The sequence below is a fragment of the Arthrobacter sp. EpRS71 genome (assembly GCF_001512285.1).
Classification (GTDB): domain Bacteria; phylum Actinomycetota; class Actinomycetes; order Actinomycetales; family Micrococcaceae; genus Arthrobacter.
Map to the genome: position 1 here is coordinate 2,366,249 of NZ_LNUV01000006.1, position 21,993 is coordinate 2,388,241.

Consider the following 21,993-nt stretch of genomic DNA (forward strand, 5'->3'; position numbering starts at 1 on the left):
GGCCTTACTGGTAGAAGACGAATCGTTTGCTGAGCCGGAACTGCGCGGCGGTGATGGCCATGATGATCAGCGTCAGGATCACTCCGATCGCCGAGGCTTGGCCGAATTCAAGGCGCTGGAACGCGGACTCGAAAATCACCATCACGGCTGTTCTCGTCGAATCTCCCGGCCCACCGCGGGTTAGCACGTAGGGCTGGTCGAACACTTGCAGCGCGTTGATGATTGCCATGACCGAGGCCACCAACGTTGTGGGGCTCAGCAGTGGCAGGGTGACGAACCAGTGCTTGCGCCAACCCGTGGCACCATCAATCGACGCGGCCTCGTAGGTCTCCACGGGAATGGAGGCAAGGCCACCGATGAACAGCAGGAACGAGAACCCGAAGTTCTGCCACACATAAACAAGAATTACGACGGCGGCAGACCCGGTTGGCGTTGTCAGCCACGGGACCGCTGGGATGCCAACGATGGACAGCAGCCAGTTCACCACGCCGAATTGCTCGTTGAAGAGGTACCGCATGAAGATCGATACCGAGGCTGCGGAGAGGATCAGCGGGAAGAAGAACGCGGAGCGGAAGAACACCCTGAGCCAGGCCGGGAGCTTCTCCTGCACCATGATGGCCAGGCCGAGAGCGAGTCCGAGCTGGAGGGCCACGGCCACCACCACGAACACGATGGTGTTCAGGAAGGACACCCGGACGGTGGGGTCCTGGACTACCTCGGCGAAGTTGTCGAAGCCAACGAATGTTGGCGCCGTGATGATGTCCCAGCGGAAGAATGCGAGGGCGATCGAAGCGACGATCGGCAGCAAGGTGAAGATGCCCATGCCCACGATGGTCGGCGCCAGGAAAGCCCAAGGTAGCCAGCGCTGCTGCACGCGGTCGCGCTTGGATCCTTGCACGTTTTTGTGAACAGCCTGGCGACGGCCTGGCTCGCTCCCTGTCCCCGTTGGCGTACTGGTTGCGGTGCTCATGGCTGCCTCCTCAGGGCCAATTCAAGATCGCGCTGCATGGATGTAAGGGCGTCCTTGAGTTGACGCTCGTCTCCACTGACAGCCAGGCTGACGTTTTTCATGAGGGCGGTTTCGACGGCGGCCTGCTGGGGTGGCGCTGGAATGGGACCCGTGGTGGGGAACCTGTCCAAGGTGTCGTAGAAGACCTTCCAGTTCCGCGGGCCCTTTCCGGCGTAGAGCTGCTCGTTGACCATGGAGCGGCGTGCCGGCGTGGTATTCGGGGTGGGGAATACAATTTGCATGGCTTCACGGCTGGAGCTGAACTTCACCCATTCCCAGGCGGCGTCCTTATCCTTGGCGGTCTTCATGATCGCGTAGCCGGCCGTGCCGAACTGGTGGCGCTGTGTCCGCCACTTGGGGAAGAACTGGACGTCGAAGTCGTTCTCGGTCATCCCCGCCTCGTGGAGGCCTTGGACCCAATAGCCGCCCGCCGGCGTCGTACCTATTCTGTCTGAAGCGAAGAGGCCGATCAGTGCGCTGCCGCCGCCTTCCTCGGGCCGGACACCCAGCCCGTCCTTGACGAGACCGCGGAGGTAGTCGAAGGATTCGAAGACCCGGGGATCATCGGCGTTGGGTTCAAGCCACTGGTAGCCGCCGGACCGGAGGCTGCGCGAGGGGTCGTTGGCGTAGAAGCCGTCCCATAGCCACTCGCCGCCCGGGGACTTGGTTTCCTTGAGGAAGCTGGTGTCGTTGGCGTAGAGCCACGGAACCACTCCACCGAAGAGGCGGTTGGTCCAGTAGTACGGGGTGAAGTCTTTGGGGCTGGCCTTCTTCATGGCAGCGAGGGTGCTGCGGAAATCCGTGTGCGTCCAGTTGTCGGACGGCCGTTCCAGGCCTGCTTTGGTCAGTGCAGTGGTGTTGTAGTACATGTTGGCGGCGTTCCAGTCGATGGGGAGCTGGAACAGGCTGCCCTTGTACATGAACGCCTCGACCAGGCTGGGGTGGACGTCCTCGAAGTACTCACGCATATGGTCGGCGTCGCGGCGCAGGTACTCATCCAGCGGGTGGGCCAGTTTCTCTGCGAAGAGTTGGGCGCCTTCCGTGGCCACGTACACCACGTCCGGCGGGGTGCCCGCTGCAACCATGGTGAGGATCTTGGTGAAGAAGTCCTTCCAGTCCACAGCTTGGATTGCCTGGACCTTGACCTTAATTTCGGGGTGGACCTTGGCGAAAGCGTCAATGACCTTCTGGCGGGCTGCTGCGTCTGCGGCGGTGCCCATGATGGCGATGCTGAGGCTGTTGTCTCCGCGGCCTGGAATGTCGGCCCCGGTCAGGCGCGGCCACGACGCCGCGGTGACTCCGACAATTCCTGCGCCGAGGGCTGTGAGGGCACTCCTACGTGTGAATTCACGCAAAGCTCCATTGGTTCCCGACATGTAGATTTCCTTCCCTAACACGTGTTAGGAAGCCTATTCCCGCCACCTAACACGTGTCAAGCGTCACAGGGATGTTGCCGAGTACTCACTCCGGACCGCAGCGCTCGAGCAAACACACACGAGCCGCCCAGAGAACTGTGGCAGTCTAGTCAGAATGAGTTCCCAGCAATTCCGCACCAGCGGGAGGTCGAGCAAACGGCCGCTTCAAGGACGCGACGCCGGCGCAGGCACAGGATTCCTGTTCTGCCTTGCCACCATCGGCAGCGCCGTCGGCTTGGCGGCCACCTACTACTTCTTTGTGCGCACCACTGCAGGCCAGTTCATCGACGAGTCGGCACTGGTCGAAGCTACGGTGCTGGCAGGAACAGCCGGCAGGGCATCCACCGAATTCCTGGACATGCTCCCCATGCTCTCGCTGGCCATCGCCACCATCACGGTGCTCTTTGTGACCGTGGCCCGCCGGCGTTGGACTGCCGCCGGAATCGCCGTGGCAGCGTGCATAGCCGCCAACGCGGCCACCCAAATCCTCAAGCTCCTCATCCCGGACCGGCCCGACCGCGGCGTACAAACACTCGTACTGAACTCACTCCCCTCCGGACACACCACATTGGCAGCATCGGCCGCGGCAGCGGTGTTCCTCATGGTTTCGCCCCGCTGGCGCCCCCTGGCGGGCTTCCTCGGGAGCACCTTTGCCGTAGCTACGGGCGTCTCAACGCTCATCAATCAATGGCACCGCCCCGCCGACGTCGTGGCTGCGTTCCTGGTGGTGTCCGCCGTGATGCTCCCGGCAGGCTGGCTCGTCCTTCGCAACGGCAACAGCTGGAATGCGTGGAAGGGGTACGGCGAACATTGGGCAGCCTCGCGCCTATGGGTCTGGCTCACTGTAACGGGACTGGTGATCGCCGGCTTCGTGGCAGCATATTCACTGCTCCAAGTCATGCCCGGCCTCAGCACCGACAGCACCATTGACTACTTCTGGGCCGGCACCGCGTTCATTGTGATAGCCGGGTACCTGTCTGCGCTTGGCGGCACGTGGCTGTTTGGCTTGGCGGCGCGTAAGGGCTGACGCTCTTACTTGGGACGACGACGGCGGCGCACCCGCACGCGCCCCACGCACCAGTCCCGCGTCGGTAGCGCACCCGCACGCGCCCCACGCACCAGTGGTTACTGGAGCGATCAGCGCTAAGGGGTGCGCCGCTGCAGAGGCTTAGTCCTTCGGACCGACCGAGTCGAAGAACTGGGGCTCTTCGCCAGAAGCAGTTCCACGTCCCCGGGCCCGCTCCTGGATGAAATGCTGATCTTCATGCGTGAGCACCGTGCCACCATGCGCGTCCACGGTGTCACCCTCCCCCGTCTCCCCGTTGATGATCGCGGTGACGGTCCTCGGCACAATCATGGTTCCCGGATTATCGATGAGCCATTGCTGTGTGTCCGGAGATAGCTGGTGCCAAAATTCTTTGATGTGCATAGTGTTTATCGCTGCCGTTCATTGGTGGGGTGGACTGCACGGAACTTGAATGCGCTTTGCGGCAAACACGCGGGGTTTTGAGACTTGCCCGCTCTTCTCAGGTTACGCCTGCCCAACCATTCCTGACCCGGATTCAGCAACCTTTCTGGGAATGACGTCGACTGCCCGCTCTTCATGCGTTACAGTTAGTCCAATCGATGGATAAACAGTGGCTAATCCGAGGAGTTCCCATGTCATCCACCCTTAGGTCTGACACCCGCAAGTCCGCTTCGCGGCGGAGCACTACCCCGACTGTCGCCGTACCCGCTTCCCGCGATCTGGTGGTGGACTTCATCCGTGTGGCCTGCATGTTTGCCGTGGTTGCGGTTCATTTGCTCATGATGGGGATCAGCGTGACTGATTCCGGCATCGGCGTAGGCAATCCCCTCACGTCCCTGAGCTGGTTCGCGCAGGGTACGTGGTTCGGCCAAGTCATGCCGCTGTTCTTCATCGTCGGCGGTTTCGCTTCACTCACGTCGTGGCGCAGCCTTAAACGCAAGGGCGGCGATGGCGGCGACTACCTCAGGAACCGGGTGCTGCGGCTGGTCCGGCCTACGGTTGCCTTGTACATCTTTCTCGCCCTTGCTTTGTGGAGTGCGACGGCGGCCGGAGTCCCTGGCGATCTTCTATCAGTGATCGCTGTGGGCGCCGGAGTTCAGCTCTGGTTCCTGGCTGCCTACCTGATCTGCCAGGCCATGGTTCCCACCATGGCCAAATTCCACGAGGCAGCGCCGTACCGGACCATCGCAGCGCTGGCCGCGGGCGCCGTCGTCGTTGATGTCCTTCGCATGGGCTTGGAGCGCAACCCGTGGGGCTTCGATTCGAACCCCATCGGCCTGCTGAACCTGGTGTTCGTGTGGGGGCTTCTGCAACAGCTGGGATTCTTTTACGCCGACGGGTTCTTTGACCGTTTCGCCAAGTGGAAGCTGGTTCTTGCTGCTGCCGGCTGCTACGCCGTGATGGTTCCGCTCACGCATGCCGGGCCATACCCCGTGGACATGCTGACCAGCCAGAACCCACCCATGCTCCCGTTGATCCTGGTAGGGCTGGCACACATTCTGTTGGTGAAAGCCGTGTATCCAGCACTACAGCGATGCGTCCACGTTGCTTGGGTGCAGAAGGTGATGTTTGTGGTGGGCAGCCGGGCCATGACCATTTACCTGTGGCACCTGCCGTTGATCATCGCCATGTTTGGCATTGCGCTGGTTCTTCGCCTGCCGTTCCCCGAACCCGCCAGCACTGAGTGGTGGCTGAGTCGTCCACTGTTCTATGGAGCAGCGTGGGCACTGGTGCTGTTGGTTTCCACCCCGCTGGTCCGGTTGGAACTCGCCAGCACTGCGCTGGCACCGGGTTCGGCCAGGCCGGCCATGTGGCGCATCGCTGCCGGAACAGTGCTGGCGATCATTCCGCCGTTCGTGGTGATGCGGAGCGGTCTGGATACCGCCAACGCCACGTGGGGCCTGGTTCTCTTGGTGGTGGCTGTGGCGTTGGTGACCGGGAAAGTGGCTGGGCGGACGTGGAAGACGCCGCGGACGGTGGCTTAGCCCGCCGCGGCGGGAGCGGTGTCCATCACCCGACGCCGGACGTCCTGTCGCGTGGTTTCCGGCTGAAAGCCTGCGGCTGCAAGCCCGGCAGCCCAGTCTCCACTGCACGCCCCCAGCGCTTCGAAGCACTCCCGGAGAAGTTCTTTGGGGGGTGGGATGTGCCCATCACCGGTGTCCGGTCCCCAGCGATCCATCAACATGTACAGGTCCGGGGAATCGCCGATTGCATCCACGAACGGCAGTTGGTGGTTCTGGATGTGGAACCAGTCCTTGGCGTTCTGAATAATGGCGACCGTATGGTCGAAACCCGCCGAATAAGCCGGAATCAGATCGTGGGCAACGGATGAAGGCAACCCGGACATGTCGTTGCCCGCGATGTCCCACGCGTGGGTGAGGTATCGCTCCACAGCCCCAGGATAGAACTTGGAGATGGACGTCTGAGGATTCACCGCCAAGGCCAACGACGTCGGGAAGAACCGCGAAAGCGCCAGGCTGGCGTAGCCCCCGGCGGAACTGCCAAAGAACACCACGTTATATCCCCCGGTCTCCCGGACGATCCTGCGAATCACATCCGCCAGGATCTCCTGCAAATCCGGTTGCTCCCTGGAGCCTGCGTACCAACCGATATTGAAGTTCTTTGACTTACGCAGGCTCGGGTCAGAGATGAAGATCCGATTGACCGGCAAGCCAGCCGTGACACCCTGACCCAGGAACCATGGCAGCCGGACATCGTTTTCTGCCGCCCCGTGGAAACACACCAAGGTGGTGTCCGAGCCTGCGGGGACGTTGAGGATCTCCAGAGGCAAACCGTTGTGCTGGATATCAATCCGGCCCTCAGGTACCTCCATGGACCCAAGGAATGAAGCGAGGTCCGGGTACTTTGAGGGCACGGGCACGTCAGCTGCTGATTTATCTGGCACCCCGGTAGTCTAGCTGCGGAAGCAGCACTGCCCGGAATGCTACCCCTGCGGAAGGACCCTAATAGTTCCGCCGGTGCTTCAACCGCGGAATGGCGACGGCGAACACCACTGCCGCTGCGAAGCCCAGCACGCCTGTGGCCCAGACTCCCGCCGACAACGAGAATGCAGCCGTCAAGCCGGAGAGCAGCACTGGTCCTCCCGTGCCACCCGAATCGGCCATGAATCGCCAGATTCCCAAAAAGTGGCTCCGCCCGTTGTCCGGTGAAAAGTCAGCGCCGAGCGTCATAATGAGCCCGGAACTGATGCCGTTGCCGAACCCGATCAGCAAAGCAACCAAGAGGAGCGGGACGAATCCGGCAGTGAAGGGAATCAAGATCAGCGCGGTTCCCATGATCAACGTTGACGGGATGGCCACCCATTGACGCCCCTTCCTGTCCATGAGTTTCCCCGCAGGGTAAAACACCAGCATGTCGATCGCTCCGGACAATCCGAAGATCAAGGAAGCATGGGTGGCGTCGAGCCCCAGATGATCGGCCCACAACGGGATGACCACCTGCCGCGATGCTCGCAAGGCACTCAGCAAGAGAATGCCGAAGCCCACTGTCAGGAACACGCCGGCATGGGAAACCGCGACGCTCCGCAAGGTGGACGCAGGAGGCCGGGGACCGCCGTCGGACGTTCCGGGGGCCACCAGGTCCGGAATGGTGAGCGACAAAACAGCCGCAGCCAGCATGCCCCCAAAGCCCACCCAGTAAGCACCGCTGATACCGGCGAACTGCATCACGCCTGCCCCCACGAAGGGCCCTATGAACAAGCCGATCCTGGTAACGCCGCCCAGCGTTGATAGGGCTCGGGCGCGAAACATGACGGGCACGGCCTCGGTGAGGAATTTCTGCCGTGCAAGGTTGAAGACGCTGGCCGACATACCCACCAACGTCATGGAGGCGGCCAGCAACCACAGGCCATGGTCCATTTGCGGGGCGAAAGCTGCCGCGCCAAGGGCAATGGCACCCACAGCTCCGGCCCCCACAATCGACCAACGCTCACCGAATTTTTCCGTGATGATCGACGCCGGGATGTTGAACAACCACGAGCCCAAACCGATCAACGTCACGATCAATGCCGATACTGCCACCGACGCGCCGAGGTCGCGTGCTGAGAGGGCAATGACCGGAAGGACAGCCCCCTCGCCGACACAGAAGAGCACAGCTGGCCCGAATGCCGGAACCGCTACGCTGCGAAGGCTGAAGTTTTTGTCTGCTTGGGTGGTGGTCATCCCTTTCATCCTATGACCGCCGTCCCTGGGTTCGGGCGGCATGACGTTGCGTGCTGGTACGCAGGGCCCGGCTGCGCTACCCGTTCCGCCCAGCGCCCCCTTTCGTGGTCCGGACCGCACCACTACGCGCCAAGCGCACCAGAGGTAACAGGGGCGAACGGCGGGTACGGTAGCGACGAAGTGGGAAAGCGCCGAGATGCTCGCAGTTGTTGCGGCTCCGGAACGTCGGAGCCGCAACAACTACATGCGAAGTGAGATTAATTCCTCGGCTTAACGGCTGTTGGCTGCTGCCTTGCGGCGACCGACTAGTGCGAGCACGAGCCCCATCAGGAGAAGGCCTCCTGCCAAGAGAATCCACTGACCGTTCAGGCCGGTGTTGGCCAACGTGTTGGCACTTCCGACGGCGGTGGGAGCTGCCGCGGTCCATGCACCTTGCGCGGCACTTTGGGCCATCACATTGCTGGCTTGGGTGCCGACGCCGGTGCTAACTCCGATACTGGCGGGAGGATTCACAACCGGCGGGTTCACAACCGGAGGATTCACAACCGGCGGGTTCACAACCGGAGGATTCACAACCGGCGGATTCACCACCGGAGGATTCACAACCGGCGGATTCACCACCGGAGGATTCACAACCGGCGGATTCACAACCGGAGGATTCACCACAGGCGGGTTGACCGTGGCTGTAGAACCTCCACCAATTCCCACCGAGGTGGAACCAAGAGTGACAGGCGCCGTGATCGGGACGATCAGCTGGGTGCCGGAAAGGATTCCGTCGCTGCCGGAGGTGGTGCTGCCGGTGTTCGTGCCCGTCGGGGCACCTCCGCCGGTCGAGCCCGAAGTACCGGTACCCGTGTTCGTGGCGGATGAGTCACCCAGCAGGCCAGCAGAGGTGGCACCCAGGTTGATCGGAGCCGTTACCGGAGCAACAACCTGCGTCCCCGAACCAATGCCATCCGAACCCGAGGTAGTGCTGCCGTTGTTCGTGCCCGTCGGGGCATTTCCGCCGGTCGAGCCTGAAGTACCGGCGCCGGTGTTCGTGGCGGATGAGTCACCCAACAGACCAGCTGAGGTCGAACCCAGGTTGATCGGAGCCGTAATCGGAGCAACAACCTGCGTTCCCGAACCAATGCCATCCGAACCCGATGTGGAAGCACCGGAAGCGGCAGGAGCCGATGTACCCGAGGAAGCAGCCGAGCCCGAGGTAGCGGCGGAATCTCCGCCAACACCCACGGCAGTGGCTCCGATGTTAACAGGGACCGAAATCGGAGCCACTACCTGAGCGCCGGACGCGATACCCTCTCCCCCCGACGTCGTTGCCTGCGCCGGAGCCGCAACAGGAGCCTGGGCCGGTGCAGGAGTTGAAGATGTAGCAGCCGAGTCGCCAAGGACACCGGCGGATGTGGCTCCCAGTGTGATGGGCACCGTCACCGGAGCCACTACTTGGGTTCCCGAGGCGATCCCATTGGAACCGCTGGTGCTGGCTGCCGGCGAAGGAGCCGCGGGTGCGGCAGGTGTGGCTGAGCTCGCCGCAGTGGAGCCCCCCAGCAGACCCACTGACGACGAGCCCAGGTTGATGGGCACCGTTACCGGAGCAACTATTTGCGTTCCGGAGCCGATGCTGTTGGAACCGCTGGTGCTCGCAGCCGGAGTTGCGCCCGAACCAGCCGCACTCGAACCTGCAGCAGGTGCCGGCGCGGACGTCGTAGCTGCTGAATCCCCCAACAGTCCAAGTGATGTTCCGCCGATGCTGATCGGCGCTGTTACTGGCGCCACCACTTGCGTACCGGACAGGAGTCCGTCCTTGCCGCTGGTGGTGTCCGCGGCGTTTGCCGCAGTGGCGCTGAGGACGATCATGCCCCCGGCAAAGCATGTGCCGATGAGGCACTTGCGTATGGTCGTGTTCATTGTGATTCTCTCCTGAAGAGGTTGTTCCCAAAGGCGTCCGAGTGACGGATCGCCCGAATGACCATCTACCGCGAAGAGCTGCGCGGCTGGCTGGGGAACTAGTCAGGAGAGGAACCGGGGTCGAAGCACACCGGCTTTGGATGTTGCTCAGTCGCGGCCGACGCCACACCGGGCAGTGCGTCAACGGGAATGATCAGGGCGCCCTGCAGGAACGCTGCTGCGGGGCTGGGTGGGCCGTTTTGGGAGCTGCCGGAGCCAGCACCAGTCAGGCTGCCGGGCACTGCGGCGGGGTCGGAAGGGAGTTCCGCAGGTGACGTGGGATCGACGGGTGCAGAGGAGGCTCTCAGCACAGCGGTGATCCCCGTGGGACCAAAATTTCGAGCGGGATTCAGGAGCGCTGATGCGCCGGCGTTCACGCCTGACGAAGCCCCGCTGGAGTTCAGTGTGCCGGGCTCGGGAACCGTTGAGTTTGTGGAATGTACGACGCCGGTAGTCGCCGGAGCGCCAGCGTTCACCGCGGCCTGACCACCAGCAGCGTCAGTTCCCGGCTCGCTGGGAACCTCAACCGCGGGTGCTGTGACCGGGGGTGTTGTGACTGGCGGTGCAACGGCCGGCGGTGCAACGACTGGCGGAACCGGCGGAGCTACCACCGGCGGAATGACGGTTTCAACGGGAGCCAGCACGGTGTCCACCACGCCAACAATGGGATCCACAACCGGGTTCACCACGTTGGTGATGGGTTCAAGCCGAGCCGGTTCCAAAACTTGATTCACCGGCGGCACAACCACGTTGACGGTGTGATCCACGACGTTGGTGACAGGAGCCACCACCGTGTTCACCACAGTCCCCGTGGTGTCCGGCGGAACCACCTGGTTGACCACGGGCACCGCTGCAACCACCTGATCAACCGTACCGCCAAGATGTTCCACAAGGGGTGTTACGGCAGGCACATTGACGTTGATCTGATTGGTGGTTATTACACCTTTGACCACGTTTGGCAGCGGTACGTTCGGCACCGGAACACTGATGGATGTTGAGGACGTGACACTGCCCAAGAGGTTGTTTTCAGGGGTTCCGGTGTCTGCGCTTGCCGCCGAGGCGGAGAGAGCCATCCAGATTGCGGTTCCGGCGCCCGCGACCATGACGGAGCGGAGAATGCTGGTAGCACGCGGGAATACGCGTGAACCCTTCATCTCGACACCCCCAGGTAGTCGCGAACCATTGGTCGCCTTCATCCTAGGACGGCATCACGCGGTTAGTCCATGGTTGGGAGTAAACAAAATGACAAATTTGTAAGGAACCTTGTTTTACGAAGGGTAAAAGCCTGTCTTTTCCGGTCCAAAGTCCGGAGTGGCCACAGAAGGACGCCCTTGAGCATTGGTTTCCTGAAGCCTCTTAATGAACCAACGTGACTGTTCCGGTCCGTAAGGCAGCACCGGGATGGCCTTGGTGGCGTCGGACGGCATGTCCCGAATGGACTGCGTCGCTTGCCGGACCGCCGTGCCCATGGTGTCAGCCATGGTTTTGACGAACTCATCGCTGGCAGGTTCACCGTGACCGGGGACCAGGAATTCGTAGCGGTGGCGCAGGGCCGAGATGTGCCGCAGGGCATCGGCCCATTCCTCCGGATACGAGTCTTCAAACGACGGATGCGCACCCTGCTCCACCAGGTCACCCACGAACAGGGTGGAGCTGGTTCCAACAAGGAGGTCGCCGTCCGTGTGTGCGCGGCCCAGGTAGAAGAGCGTAGCGGTGATGCCGCCCAGATCAACGAGGACAGGCTGATCGTGCACCAAGGCGTTGGGGACAACGATGTCCACCGCGTCACCCTCTCCCGCTGCCATCTCGGGTTCGTTGGTGGCTACGAAGCGTCGCTGATTGTCGGCGTCGCGTTCAATAGCGGCCGCACAGTTGGCGTGCGCCCAGAACTCTGTGACGCCGTCGTCGGCAAATACTGCGTTGCCAAAGAAGTGGTCGTAGTGGGCGTGGGTGTTCACCACAACCAGCGGAAGCTGGGTCTTTTCGCGGACTGCTGCGAGGATCTCGCGGCCTTGGCGCGGGCCGCAGCCGGTGTCGATGACCATGGCGAGCTCAGAGCCCACCACCAGGCCGGTATTGAGTAACGATCCCTCGGTTTCCAAGACGTAGTTGTCCTGTCCGAGTTCTAGCCAAGCTGACAATTCGTGCTCCGTATCCACTGCAATCCGGCGATCTTCAGGCCTCCACTCTACCCACGGAACCCGTGCGGACGCTGGAAGGAAACGAAAGCGGCCCGGAAGCAAACAATGCTTCCGGGCCGCCGCATCCAGTGTTACAGGAAGGCGTTCATGGTATTCCAGCCGACGCCGACCTGCTCGGAGTACAACCACCAGCTGTAGCCGTTGCCGGCGTACAGGACCAGTTCTCCGCCGCTGTTGCGTCCAAGAACGTCCACCTTTCCGTCGCCGTCGAAGTCGCCCGGCGCTTCAATGGCGTTGAAGATGTTCCAACCGGTTCCCACCTGGCTGGCTGCAAGCCACCCACCGGAGCCGTTGCCCGGGTAGAGCAGCAAGGCTCCTGATCCGTTGCGGGCAATGACGTCAGCTTTGCCGTCGCCATTGAAGTCGCCTACGCCGTCGATGGCGGTCATCACGTTCCAGCCGGCACCAATCTGGCGCGGCTGGAGCCAGCCACCGGTTCCATTGCCCGCGTACAGCCACAGAACACCATTGCCATCGCGGGCAATAACATCGGCAGTCGCATCGCCGTTGAAATCACCCGTTGATTTGATGGACGTCATCACGTTCCAGCCGGCACCGATCTGGGTGCGGCCGAGCAAGCCACCCCATCCGTTGCCCGGGTACAGCCACAGAACACCGTTGCCGTCACGGGCAATGACGTCGGCATAACCGTCGCCGTTGAAGTCGCCCGGCGCTTCGACGGCGGTCATAACGTTCCAGCCGACGCCGATTTGGGTGCGGCCGCCCCTCCAGTTGCCGTAGCCGGTTCCCTTGTAGAGCCACAAGGCGCCGTTGGCGTCACGAGCAACAACGTCGCTGGTGCCGTCGCCATTGAAATCGGTGAGCTTTTGGTGCGGTGCAGGGAGAGGAGCGGCGCCACCGAACTTTTTCAACGCCTTCGTGGCGTCTACCAAACCCGCACCACAGCCAGCGGAGCAACCGGCCGGAAGGGGCCGAGCTGATTCCTTGAGCTGCTGTTCGAGCAGCTGGGGCGTGAGCGTGCTGCCTTCAGCCGAGAAGAGCAGAGCCGCGATGCCTGCAACGTGAGGAGACGCCATGGACGTGCCCTGCATGAACGCAAAAGCGGGTTCATTCGGCGTGGTGGTGCCGTAGTTCAACGTGGACAAAATGCCACCGGCGACATCTGTTGTCATGTCGCCGCCAGGCGCCGTCACGTCAATGGCACTTCCGTAGTTGGAATACGCTGCGCGCGCGCCGGCCTTGGTGCTCGCCGCCACGGTGATGACGTTTTGGCAGTTACCCGGGCTGACGTCAGCGGCAGGTCGGTCGGAGTTTCCTGCAGAGACCACCACAGCGGCACCTGCGTTGTACGCAAAGTTGATGGCGTTCTGGTAGGTGGCGGAGCATGTTGCCACGCCACCGAGGCTGATGTTGATGACCTTTGCCGGATGGGGGTTGACGGGAAGGTCAGTCACCACCCCGCCAGCTGCCCAGATGATGGAGTCAGCGATGTCGGAGCTGTACCCTCCACAGACGCCCAACGCCCGCACCGGAAGGATCTTTGCCTTGGGCGCTACGCCACTGATGCCAATGCTGTTGTTTCCAACGGCGGCCACAATTCCTGCCACGTGCGTTCCGTGCCATGAAGAATTTTCAGCGGGGCTTTTGTCCTCACATTCCCCTGCTGGAACCCAGTCGCCTTGGTCGGTGGGGTCCGGATCGCGGCCGTTTCCGTCCCGCGCGTCAGCTGCGCTGGAGATCATGTCGTAGCCGGGCAGCACGTTCGCGTTGAGCTCCGGGTGGCTGGTGATGCCGGTGTCAACGATTGCCACCACCACGCCCTCGCCCTGGTTGTAGTTCCAGGCGCTGGGAGTGCGGACGCCGGCGAAGTTATCCCACAGGTTCCATTGCTCCGTGTAGCCGTAATCCTTGGAATGGACCGTGGGGTGCATGATGACGTCCGGCTCCGCGTAAGCGACGGCCGGGTCAGCGCGGAGCATCTCCACGAAGACTGCAGCTTCCGACGGTGTGAGGGCTTCGTCGAGCTTGATGATGTGCCCGCCCGCGGCGTTTTGGCGCGAGCTTTCCCTCGAGACACCCAGCTTGGCAGCTGCTTGGTCGGCCGCCTTCTCGGCTTTCACCGCAGCTGTTTGAGCAGCGTTGTCCCGAAGGCCAACAATGAACTGGTCCGTAGCCGTTTCGGGTGTCGGCTGGAGGGCTTGCGGGGTGCTCGGAACGATGTCATTGAGATCGGCCGCGGCCGCTGGCTGAACGGCCAGTCCCCCGCTGACAAGAAGTGTGGTTACTGCTATGCCTATGGAACTTAGCGGGCGCAGTCGGAAGTTTTTCACCATATGCAGGCATCCTAGGGAAAGCGCGGGCAGCCTCAACGGGGCTGATCGCGGGCAACTGGAGACCACCAGCTGACCCCCAGGAAATTGTAAGCTGACTATCGGCTGTAAAAGCTACACATCGCCGTTTATGACAGTGGTCCGAAATCCTCATTGTTGAACCACTCAGCTAACGCGCTCGAACACCATGGGCCCGGATACGGTCACCGCCGCCGATCACTCCCATACTCCTGCCGCTGGCAGTTGCACCACTTCCATCCATTGTTGGCCGGCCGCACGTCTGTTGGGCGGTTGCGTGCAAGGCTACTCGACGCCGGCGGGGAATTTTTCGCGGGCGAAGCGCCTAGGCGCGGTCGTGAAGCGTCACGTGATACCCGTCAGGATCGGCGAACGTGAACGTCCGGCCGAACGGGCCGTCGATGGGGCCTGTGATGATGGCGTGGCCGTCGCCGACCAACGCGTCATGGATGGCTTGGACATCCGTGGCGTGGAGCCAGATCGCGGCGCCGATTCCCGGCTGTTCAACGGACGTCAGGTCCGTCCCGGGAGCGATGGTGCGGAGTGCGAAGGCGATCGGCTTCGTGTCGAACACGACGGCGTGGGGAGGACCCGCTTGCGAGCGGACCAGGCCTAGGTACTGCTCGTAGAACGCTTGGGATGCGTCGAGGTCGCGCGTTTGGAGGGAGATGAAGTCGGGGCCGGTGACGGGCATGTGATGCTCCTTCGAATCTTTGTCAGTTATCTGACACGAATAACCTATGTCAGAATACTGACATGAGTCAACGCGGGATCGACCTCACCACGTCGCTGGGGTATCTGCTCAAAGAAGCCTCCAGTGCCCTACGCGCCGCCATGGAATCAGCGCTTCGGCCGCTCGGAATGACCATCACCCATTACTCCTGCTTGGAACTCCTGGCCCAGCGCCCGGGCTTATCCAACTCCGAGCTGGCCCGTGGAGCGTTCGTCACCCGCCAATCCATGAACGTGCTGCTCCAGGCCCTGGAACGCGACGGCTATGTGACCCGCCCGGAGGAGGCCCGCGTGGGGAAAGTCCTTCCCACGCAGCTGACTCCCCTGGGTCGAAGCAGCCTGGCCACAGCGAGCGCTGCCGTCCGCGACGTCGAGGTCAAGATGCTCGGCGGCATGACCCAAGACGAACAGGTCACGGCTTTTAAGGCGCTGCGAAGCATGATCGTCTCCCTACGCGACGACACACACGAGGCAACCAATGACCATCACTAAAACCATCCGGCTCGGCGTCGCCGCTGTAGCAATCGCTACGTTGCTGAACGGCTGCGTCACTGAGAACCACACCACTCCCCTGGCGGCCTCATCAAGCACCGCCGCCCCGCGATCAATGGAGGCAGCGGAGGCAGCAGTGGCCCGAATCCCGGGAGCGGAGTTTAAGGCGGCCCGCGCGTGGGACGGCACCACCGCATACGTCATCGCGACCCTCTCCGTGACAGATGCCTTCTCCGGTGACCCGGCAGCTCTGATTGACTACTCGTTGGCGCAGCTCGGTTCCCAGAATGAGGTGGATCGGGGACGCTTGGTGCGCTTCAGCTTCGAAGGCCCAGGACAGAACGCAGATACCACCAAGGCGCTCCTGGCATCGTTGGGCATCGACTCTGCCCGGTATGCCGGCGGGTCCTCCTTGGAACTCGCCAATCAGGACCTGGATGACCGATACGGTCCGTGGCCAGCAGCGGTTCCCGAGCCCCCGGCGTCGCTCATTACCAACGGCTGAATACCGGATGGGTTGCGGTGCCCATCGCAGCCTCCCCACTTCACCCCTAGGGTTGAAGGTGCCCGGGAAAAGTTCGGGCTACTTTGGGGGATTTAATGCGCGGCACAGAATTACGACGGCGGCACCACCGATTGCTTTCGGCTACAGCGGTGATGGTGCTCGCCGCAGTTACGGCCGGTGGGCTTTCGGGATGCCGGGTTGTAAAGCGGCCAGCGCCGCCGTACCCGACCGTCGAGTGGCAAGGGGCCGAACCCAGCGGACCGCTTGAGGCCGACCCTTGGGTGCAGGCCACCCGGAAGTTTCTTGAGGCAGAGGCCGTGGCGCGCAACATCAACGATTTCTCCATACCTGAGCTGGCCAAAACCGCCAGTAGGGACGCGCGGAGCCGTGCTGCGAGGCCGGCAATCGATGACGTCAAACAGGGACGGCGCCCGGACATTCTTCCCGGGCCAACACCGTTCCTGCCGCTCAGCGTGACGCCCACTTTCCGGGGTGACCCTGACCGGGCAGCCGTGAGGGGCTGCAAGGCAACGGAGTGGTCCTCGGAGGAAGGAAAAGTGCCGGCCGAGTTGAAGGGCTACAGCGTGGAGTACCGGATGGAGCGGCTGCCCGACGGAACCATGCGGGTGGAGTCCACGGTCGGGATTCCAGCTTTGGAATGCTCGGACGCCACCCTTCCCATAGCCTTGTTTGTGCCGGCGCCGGAACCGTCGGACGTTACGGACGTCAAAGACATTGTGATTGCCGAGCGCACCGACCTCGATCCTGTGGGCAAGTGATGGCGAGACGCCCACGTGCGGGCATCACCGTCCTGTTGCTCTGCTCTGCGTTGCTCGCCGGATGCACGGTGCCCGACGACAATTCGGAACCGCATCGCAGCACTGCCGCAGCCGAAGCTGACATCGCCAAAACCCCCGGCGTCACGGCGCGTATCGGCAGGGCATACGACGGCCTAACCCCGTACTTATCCGTGAATGTGGAGCTCACCGAGGCCTTCACTGGTGATGAGGCTGCACTTCTGGACTCCGTCTTGGCGCAGGTGTGGTCCCAGGACGAGTATGCGCCGAAGAAATACGTCACGCTGGGGGTAAGCGGTGCGGGTCGCACCGCAGAGACAACCTCGGCGGCCCTGACCAGCCTTGGACTCAGCTCCATGAAGTACGCCGGCTCGGCGGTCAGCGTGATAGGGGCTGATCTTGTGGCCCGATACGGCGAGTGGCCTGGGTCGGTGCCGACGGTTGGGCAGGAACTGGTTCAGGGCACCCCGAGCGCCGGGTAGGGCAGCATCGGTAATGAGGGCTCCTCCCGGACTGGGTGTAAAGCGTTGAGGGCAGTTTTGCGGGCGGGTATTACGGGAATCGTGAGCCCGGAGATTGGCCGTATGCCTTTCAGCCATGAACGGCGGCGTTATTACAGCACTTTCGGCGCACGGCCTAACGGCACAAGGCCGGAACATCATCGATCGAGCGAATTTCGGAGCCGCCTCTGCCCCCGGGTTGATATTCGCACCACTCCTCGGCGGAGGCTTGTATGGCAACCCAAACAATGGGGGCGGATGCTGCTACAACGAGGATGATGGCCAAGCCCGCCCATACCCACGTTTTACGGGCGGTGACGCTCCGACGCATCATCACGAATGCCACTACGCCGGCCAAAAAGGTTGCCAGAACGGCGCTTACTTGCAGCGCCTGGTTCGACGTAGCCCCCGCCCCGGTGAGTACGGACATCATGGTGGCCCCAGCGATAAAAGCGGAAAGAATCGCGGGCAGAACTGCCAGTGAGCAGAAGATCGTAGCCAGGACCACGGCTAGATGTGGTCGATCAGGCCTTACCCTGGCAAATTCGGTGTCCAGTATTCCCCCAAGTGTTCGTTGCCCGACGCTACCAGACCACCGCCCACGCGGTTCTGAATCAGGCAGCTCACTTCGTCCCGAAAGCGGTGGCTAACAAGCTCGGCACGCCCGCGGAACCGTTATGCCGCACACGTATGACACCAATCATTCCGGACCATCATGTGGCACATCGCTTCCACGACGATCCTCATTAGCGGCAGGCGTTAGCTATGCGTTTATGGGACCTGCGTTGTCCACGGACTTTACGCACAGTTTGGCTTTAACGAATTGGCTGAGCTGCCGGCCTCCTCTGCGGCCTCTGACGTTTTGCTCGACAATGAGAGGTCTCGAATCCGAAGGGTGAGGAACGGCCGGGCCGCAGCAGTTCAGGCAATACTTGACTCTGACACTGTGGAAGGCGGGAGAACTGAGACATGTTATCCATCGGAGCTTTCGCGCAGATCGGGCAGGTGACCCATCGGATGCTGCGGCATTGGGACACTGCAGGTCTGCTCGTGCCAGCCCATGTTGACGAGTTCAGTGGCTACCGATCCTATGATCCATCTCAACTAGAGCGCCTGCATCGAATTGTTGCACTGCGCCAGTTGGGCTTCGGCCTTGACGATATTTCGTCGATTCTTGACCAGGGCGTCGAGGCCGATCGCATCGCAGCTCTGTTGCGGATTCGCCGCGCAGAGGTTGAGCAGGAACACCGGATCGCTGCTGGCCGCCTCGCAGACGTGCAACGCAGGCTCCATCTCATCGAGAAAGAGAACCACATGTCCCAGATCGAGATCATCGAGAAGCCCCTGCCCTCTATCCGCCTCGCAGCCCGCCGCATGGTCGTAGCAGACCAACCTGAGGTCGCGGGCGCAGTGGGTCCCGCCTTTGACGCTGTTTCCCGGATCATCGGTGATGAGCGCGGAACCCTGGATACTCCAGTCGCACTGTACGAGACGGTTGAAGACGGCCTGCAAATCATCGCCGGCTACGCCTACACCGGCCCGCCCCGCGACGGCTTCGAAGTCATCGAGCTGCCAGCTGTCGAAACTGCCGCCTGCGGCGTCCATCTCGGTTCCATGGAGCACATTGCGGAAAGTTGGCAAGCACTCCACTCAGAGATCTTCGCTCGAGGGCTCCTCCATTCAGGGCCGTGCCGGGAACTCTACGTCAGAGCAATTTCAGAGGACCAATCCGACTGGGTGACGGAGCTGCAGCAGCCCGTCACCCGTCCGAGTTTGTGATGCCATCCGGAAATCCGAACTGGCAGCGCGTCGTCAGATAGACAGTGTTCCCGCGACATACCCGGCACGCTCATTGGAGGAGTTTGCCGGGTATCGCTGTCTTCCCGGGGCATACCTTTACAAGTCGTTAAACTTTTTCTCCAGTTATGTAAGAAACACCGATTCCCGGGACACTAAGTGGTTGGAACATCACATCGCACTAGCCCGGGGGAACAGAACAAGGATGTTGGCTACCAGAGAGCAGGAACTGATTGCTCTTCACGCTGAACACTTCAGCCGCATCTACCAGTACATCGCGTACCGGATCAACGACCGCGAACGGGCCGAGGAACTGGCCAATGACGTGTTCCGGATCGTGTGGGAAAAACAACCGCCCGAGCCGCCCGGCATCGGATGGCTGATTGCTACAGCCAGGAATGTTCTGGGCAACGAGTACAAAGGCCGGAGCCGTCGCGATCAACTCATGCAGCGCCTGGCTGAAGAAGCCCGAATCCAAGCCGTCACCAGCAACGATGATGAACAGCAGGCCAGCGTTGCGGAGATTCTCTCCAAGCTCAAGGACCGTGATCGGGAAATCCTGATGCTCACCTACTGGGACGACCTCACCACCGCGGAACTGGCCGAAAGCCTTGGATGCACAGCCTCCGCCGCCGGGGTCAGGCTCCACCGGGCCCGTAAAGCCTTCGCGAAAGCCTCACCACAACACCTCATGACAGGACGGGAAGTCTAACCATGGACCGCATCGAACAACTCATGAAAAACGCCAAACCAAACGTCCCCGAGCCCGGCACCACCCCCGGTGTTCTGCCGGGCCAGTCCCACGTCTTCTCCGAAGATCCCAACATCATTTCCCTGGCTGAGCGCAAATCCAAGCGGACCGGTTGGGCAGCAACAACGGGGGTCGTGCTTGCCGCCGCAGCAGTCGTCGGAGCAATCGTCGTCGCAGACAACCTGGTCCCCCAATCGGCACCGGCACCAGCCACCACCGATGCCCCCAGCATCACGGCCACACCCACCCCAACGCCGACCGCGTCACCAACGGTATCCCCTTCAGCGACGCCCAGCACCACCCCCACTACCACCCCGACGGAAACCCCGGTATGGAGCGCTGAACCAACCCCGACAGCGGTCATCACCCCGCCCCCGCCGGCGGACACTGCACCAGCAGCCCCGCCAGCAACAGTTCCTGCCGGCCCCGCCGCAGGCGCATGCACCCCGGCGAATATCGACATCCGGCGGAACGACCAAGTCCGGGCCATCAAACCCATCCCGGCCAATGAGCAGCAGTACTACACCGTCCTAGGATGCGCAGAAGGCTGGCTCGCATACGCCATCTCAGACGAGGGCATCAGGGCCATCGGCCTCGACGGCGGCAACGCCTGGTACGGAGTCGCCACACTCCAAAGCAACGGACGATACCTCGATGACAACCAACAAATTTACTCCAGCATCTACAACTGGGAATTCCTCGCCTATGACGTCCAGAACGGCAAATACGCCACCGTGCAAGAGGGTATGGACGCCCAGTTTGCCACTTATGGCATTCCTGTCCGGCTCAGGCCGCAACTTGTCGGCCCAGGACCAGCCGCTCCAACAGGAACCAGCACGCCGTGAAAAGCGCCTGCAGTAGCCGTATATCCTGCAGTAGCCGTATATGAGGTCGCCGTAGGGTTAGGTAGCATCGGATGACTGGAGGCTCGTTTGTTGCCAACATCGATGAGGACGAACATGGGCAAAGTAGCTTGGGGTTTCACGTGTTCACTCGACGGCTTCATCGCGGGACCTGATCATGACATGAGCTGGTTGGCCGCTGCGGAGCCCCTGGCCGAGGGTGTCACTGAACGCTTGGCCGGGGAAGTCGAAGTGATCATCGCCGGCAGAAACGGCTACGACGCCGCACAAGCCCAACGCAACGAGCGGGACGAAATGACGTCCGAGGCGTACGGCGGCGCATGGTCGGGAACCGAGATCATCCTTACCCACCGACCCCACGAGATAGCCCACGATCCTTCGATCATCGCGATGAACTGCGGAATAGTCGAGGCGATTGATCGCGCTCAGCAGATCGCCGGTGACCGGAACATACAAATCATCAGCGCGGACATCGCCCGCCAAGCCCTCGAACACAACCTCATCGATGAGCTGCAGGTCTTCGTCGCACCAGTGTTCCTCGGTGATGGCACCCGGATCTTCGAGGTATCCGGCGGCTACCGGTACGACTGGGAACTCGCAGAAACCTACGAGGGCGCCGAACGCAGCTTCGGCCGCACGTATCGCCCGAGACGTCACCGCCCGGGCTAGCGTTAAGTCTCGCCAAACATCGCCCAGCCCGTTTGGGCGTCCAAAAAGTCTTAGGAATCAGGGCCGCAACTCGCCGCCCCAGGATGCCAGCGCACCGATCGCCTCGCGCAAGGCGAACCCCCTGTCGGTCAGCGCGTAGGCCCGGGTGTTGTGCCGGAGGGGCAGGCGGATCAGTACACCGGCGGTCTCGAGCTCGCGGAGACGGGTCGCGAGCATGTTGGTAGGTACTCCGAGGTCGCGCTGCAGATCACCGTAGCGCTGTGGCCCGTCGAGCAACCGCTCAACGATGAGCAGGGCCCACCGCGATCCGACGATGTCGAGGGCCGCGGCGAGGTTGCTCACGCGGTCGGATCGGCGTCCGGCTTCATCCAAAACGGTGAGTAGTGGTAGCCGTCGGGGTCGTCGAATTGGCGCTGGTACATGAAGGGGTAGTCGTCGGTATCACCGATCCGCCCGCCGGCTGCGCCCGCACGTTCGGTGAGTTCGTCGACCGCCTCGCGGCTGCCGAGGTCGAACGACACCGTGACTTTCGAGGGGGTGTCGGGTCCGCCGATCAGCTCCTCGGCGCCGCCGACGCTTGCGTACATCTCGCGGCTGCCGAGCATGACGTACTGCTCAGGCGCGATAGCGAAGCATGACACGTTGTGATCGGACATCTCGGTGTTGAGGGTCCAGCCGAGGGCGGTATAGAAGGAGGTGGAACGTTCGACGCTTTCAACAGGGCAGGTGATAAAGAGGCTCATGTGGCTCATACTTGCAAAATGCAAGTAAGGCGTCAAGGGTTTGGCACTTTACTTT

23 protein-coding genes are annotated in these 21,993 nt (G+C 62.1%); 10 read left to right on the forward strand and 13 right to left on the reverse strand.

What is annotated here, in order from left to right:
- Nucleotides 1-4: 4 nt before the first annotated feature.
- Together AR689_RS21415 and AR689_RS21420 are read right to left on the reverse strand one after the other, a co-directional pair.
- On the reverse strand, nucleotides 5-970 hold the full coding sequence (locus AR689_RS21415; protein WP_082698103.1) for a carbohydrate ABC transporter permease: 966 nt from the start codon (nucleotides 968-970) through the stop codon (nucleotides 5-7).
- Nucleotides 967-2,385, reverse strand: coding sequence for an ABC transporter substrate-binding protein (locus tag AR689_RS21420; protein ID WP_062073433.1), 1,419 nt, complete (start codon nucleotides 2,383-2,385; stop codon nucleotides 967-969). Before AR689_RS21420 ends, AR689_RS21415 begins: the two co-directional genes overlap by 4 nt.
- Nucleotides 2,386-2,539: 154 nt before the next feature.
- Here AR689_RS21420 and AR689_RS21425 point away from each other — a divergent pair, with 154 nt between their 5' ends.
- Entirely contained in the window at nucleotides 2,540-3,451 is a 912-nt protein-coding gene (locus tag AR689_RS21425; protein ID WP_062073434.1) for a phosphatase PAP2 family protein, read from the forward strand.
- 141 nt (nucleotides 3,452-3,592) lie between these two features.
- Here AR689_RS21425 and AR689_RS21430 read toward each other — a convergent pair whose 3' ends face one another.
- Nucleotides 3,593-3,853, reverse strand: a complete 261-nt coding sequence (locus AR689_RS21430) for a hypothetical protein (protein WP_062073435.1) — start codon at nucleotides 3,851-3,853, stop codon at nucleotides 3,593-3,595.
- 230 nt (nucleotides 3,854-4,083) lie between these two features.
- Between AR689_RS21430 and AR689_RS21435 the strand changes: the two genes are divergently transcribed.
- On the forward strand, nucleotides 4,084-5,436 hold the full coding sequence (locus tag AR689_RS21435) for an acyltransferase family protein (RefSeq protein ID WP_062073436.1): 1,353 nt from the start codon (nucleotides 4,084-4,086) through the stop codon (nucleotides 5,434-5,436).
- Here AR689_RS21435 and AR689_RS21440 read toward each other — a convergent pair.
- The 7 genes from AR689_RS21440 to AR689_RS21470 all read right to left on the reverse strand — a co-directional run bounded on the left by AR689_RS21440 (nucleotide 5,433) and on the right by AR689_RS21470 (nucleotide 14,783).
- The gene (locus AR689_RS21440) at nucleotides 5,433-6,356 is read right to left on the reverse strand and encodes an alpha/beta hydrolase (protein ID WP_062073437.1); all 924 of its coding nucleotides are present in this window, start codon (nucleotides 6,354-6,356) and stop codon (nucleotides 5,433-5,435) included. The genes AR689_RS21435 and AR689_RS21440 overlap by 4 nt on opposite strands.
- A gap of 58 nt (nucleotides 6,357-6,414) precedes the next feature.
- The gene (locus tag AR689_RS21445; RefSeq protein WP_062073439.1) at nucleotides 6,415-7,632 is read right to left on the reverse strand and encodes an MFS transporter; all 1,218 of its coding nucleotides are present in this window, start codon (nucleotides 7,630-7,632) and stop codon (nucleotides 6,415-6,417) included.
- A 270-nt stretch (nucleotides 7,633-7,902) separates the two neighbouring features.
- A complete protein-coding gene (locus tag AR689_RS23450; protein WP_062073441.1) occupies nucleotides 7,903-9,540 on the reverse strand; it encodes a hypothetical protein in 1,638 nt (545 codons plus the stop codon).
- A gap of 98 nt (nucleotides 9,541-9,638) precedes the next feature.
- Entirely contained in the window at nucleotides 9,639-10,733 is a 1,095-nt protein-coding gene (locus AR689_RS21455; protein ID WP_062073442.1) for a hypothetical protein, read from the reverse strand.
- 114 nt (nucleotides 10,734-10,847) lie between these two features.
- Nucleotides 10,848-11,720, reverse strand: coding sequence for an MBL fold metallo-hydrolase (locus AR689_RS21460; RefSeq protein ID WP_231745618.1), 873 nt, complete (start codon nucleotides 11,718-11,720; stop codon nucleotides 10,848-10,850).
- 131 nt (nucleotides 11,721-11,851) lie between these two features.
- The gene (locus AR689_RS21465; RefSeq protein WP_062073443.1) at nucleotides 11,852-14,074 is read right to left on the reverse strand and encodes a S8 family serine peptidase; all 2,223 of its coding nucleotides are present in this window, start codon (nucleotides 14,072-14,074) and stop codon (nucleotides 11,852-11,854) included.
- 340 nt (nucleotides 14,075-14,414) lie between these two features.
- Nucleotides 14,415-14,783 carry a VOC family protein gene (locus tag AR689_RS21470; protein ID WP_062073445.1) on the reverse strand — a complete coding sequence of 123 codons (369 nt, stop codon included), beginning with the start codon at nucleotides 14,781-14,783 and terminating at the stop codon, nucleotides 14,415-14,417.
- A 62-nt stretch (nucleotides 14,784-14,845) separates the two neighbouring features.
- On the opposite strand from AR689_RS21470, the gene AR689_RS21475 reads away from it, so the two are divergent.
- The 4 genes from AR689_RS21475 to AR689_RS21490 all read left to right on the forward strand — a co-directional run bounded on the left by AR689_RS21475 (nucleotide 14,846) and on the right by AR689_RS21490 (nucleotide 17,097).
- A complete protein-coding gene (locus AR689_RS21475; RefSeq protein WP_062073447.1) occupies nucleotides 14,846-15,313 on the forward strand; it encodes a MarR family winged helix-turn-helix transcriptional regulator in 468 nt (155 codons plus the stop codon).
- Nucleotides 15,300-15,818: a hypothetical protein gene (locus AR689_RS21480; protein WP_062073449.1), complete on the forward strand. Its 519-nt coding sequence runs from the start codon at nucleotides 15,300-15,302 to the stop codon at nucleotides 15,816-15,818. The genes AR689_RS21475 and AR689_RS21480 overlap by 14 nt, the downstream gene beginning before the upstream one ends.
- 95 nt (nucleotides 15,819-15,913) lie before the next feature.
- The gene (locus tag AR689_RS21485) at nucleotides 15,914-16,597 is read left to right on the forward strand and encodes a hypothetical protein (RefSeq protein ID WP_062073451.1); all 684 of its coding nucleotides are present in this window, start codon (nucleotides 15,914-15,916) and stop codon (nucleotides 16,595-16,597) included.
- The gene (locus tag AR689_RS21490; protein ID WP_156424656.1) at nucleotides 16,597-17,097 is read left to right on the forward strand and encodes a hypothetical protein; all 501 of its coding nucleotides are present in this window, start codon (nucleotides 16,597-16,599) and stop codon (nucleotides 17,095-17,097) included. Before AR689_RS21485 ends, AR689_RS21490 begins: the two co-directional genes overlap by 1 nt.
- Nucleotides 17,098-17,251: 154 nt before the next feature.
- Here the strand turns inward: AR689_RS21490 and AR689_RS21495 are convergent, their stop codons facing one another.
- Nucleotides 17,252-17,548: a hypothetical protein gene (locus AR689_RS21495; RefSeq protein WP_156424657.1), complete on the reverse strand. Its 297-nt coding sequence runs from the start codon at nucleotides 17,546-17,548 to the stop codon at nucleotides 17,252-17,254.
- 536 nt (nucleotides 17,549-18,084) lie between these two features.
- On the opposite strand from AR689_RS21495, the gene AR689_RS21500 reads away from it, so the two are divergent.
- The 4 genes from AR689_RS21500 to AR689_RS21515 all read left to right on the forward strand — a co-directional run bounded on the left by AR689_RS21500 (nucleotide 18,085) and on the right by AR689_RS21515 (nucleotide 21,195).
- A complete protein-coding gene (locus tag AR689_RS21500) occupies nucleotides 18,085-18,894 on the forward strand; it encodes a MerR family transcriptional regulator (protein WP_062073456.1) in 810 nt (269 codons plus the stop codon).
- A 223-nt stretch (nucleotides 18,895-19,117) separates the two neighbouring features.
- Entirely contained in the window at nucleotides 19,118-19,624 is a 507-nt protein-coding gene (locus AR689_RS21505) for an RNA polymerase sigma factor (protein ID WP_062073458.1), read from the forward strand.
- Nucleotides 19,625-19,626: 2 nt separating this feature from the next.
- Entirely contained in the window at nucleotides 19,627-20,508 is an 882-nt protein-coding gene (locus AR689_RS23195; protein WP_062073460.1) for a hypothetical protein, read from the forward strand.
- 114 nt (nucleotides 20,509-20,622) lie between these two features.
- A complete protein-coding gene (locus AR689_RS21515) occupies nucleotides 20,623-21,195 on the forward strand; it encodes a dihydrofolate reductase family protein (protein ID WP_062073461.1) in 573 nt (190 codons plus the stop codon).
- Nucleotides 21,196-21,252: 57 nt separating this feature from the next.
- Here the strand turns inward: AR689_RS21515 and AR689_RS21520 are convergent, their stop codons facing one another.
- Both AR689_RS21520 and AR689_RS21525 read right to left on the reverse strand, forming a co-directional pair.
- Nucleotides 21,253-21,537, reverse strand: a complete 285-nt coding sequence (locus AR689_RS21520) for a winged helix-turn-helix transcriptional regulator (RefSeq protein ID WP_062073463.1) — start codon at nucleotides 21,535-21,537, stop codon at nucleotides 21,253-21,255.
- A complete protein-coding gene (locus AR689_RS21525) occupies nucleotides 21,534-21,938 on the reverse strand; it encodes a VOC family protein (RefSeq protein WP_062073465.1) in 405 nt (134 codons plus the stop codon). The genes AR689_RS21520 and AR689_RS21525 overlap by 4 nt, the downstream gene beginning before the upstream one ends.
- Nucleotides 21,939-21,993 lie beyond the last annotated feature (55 nt).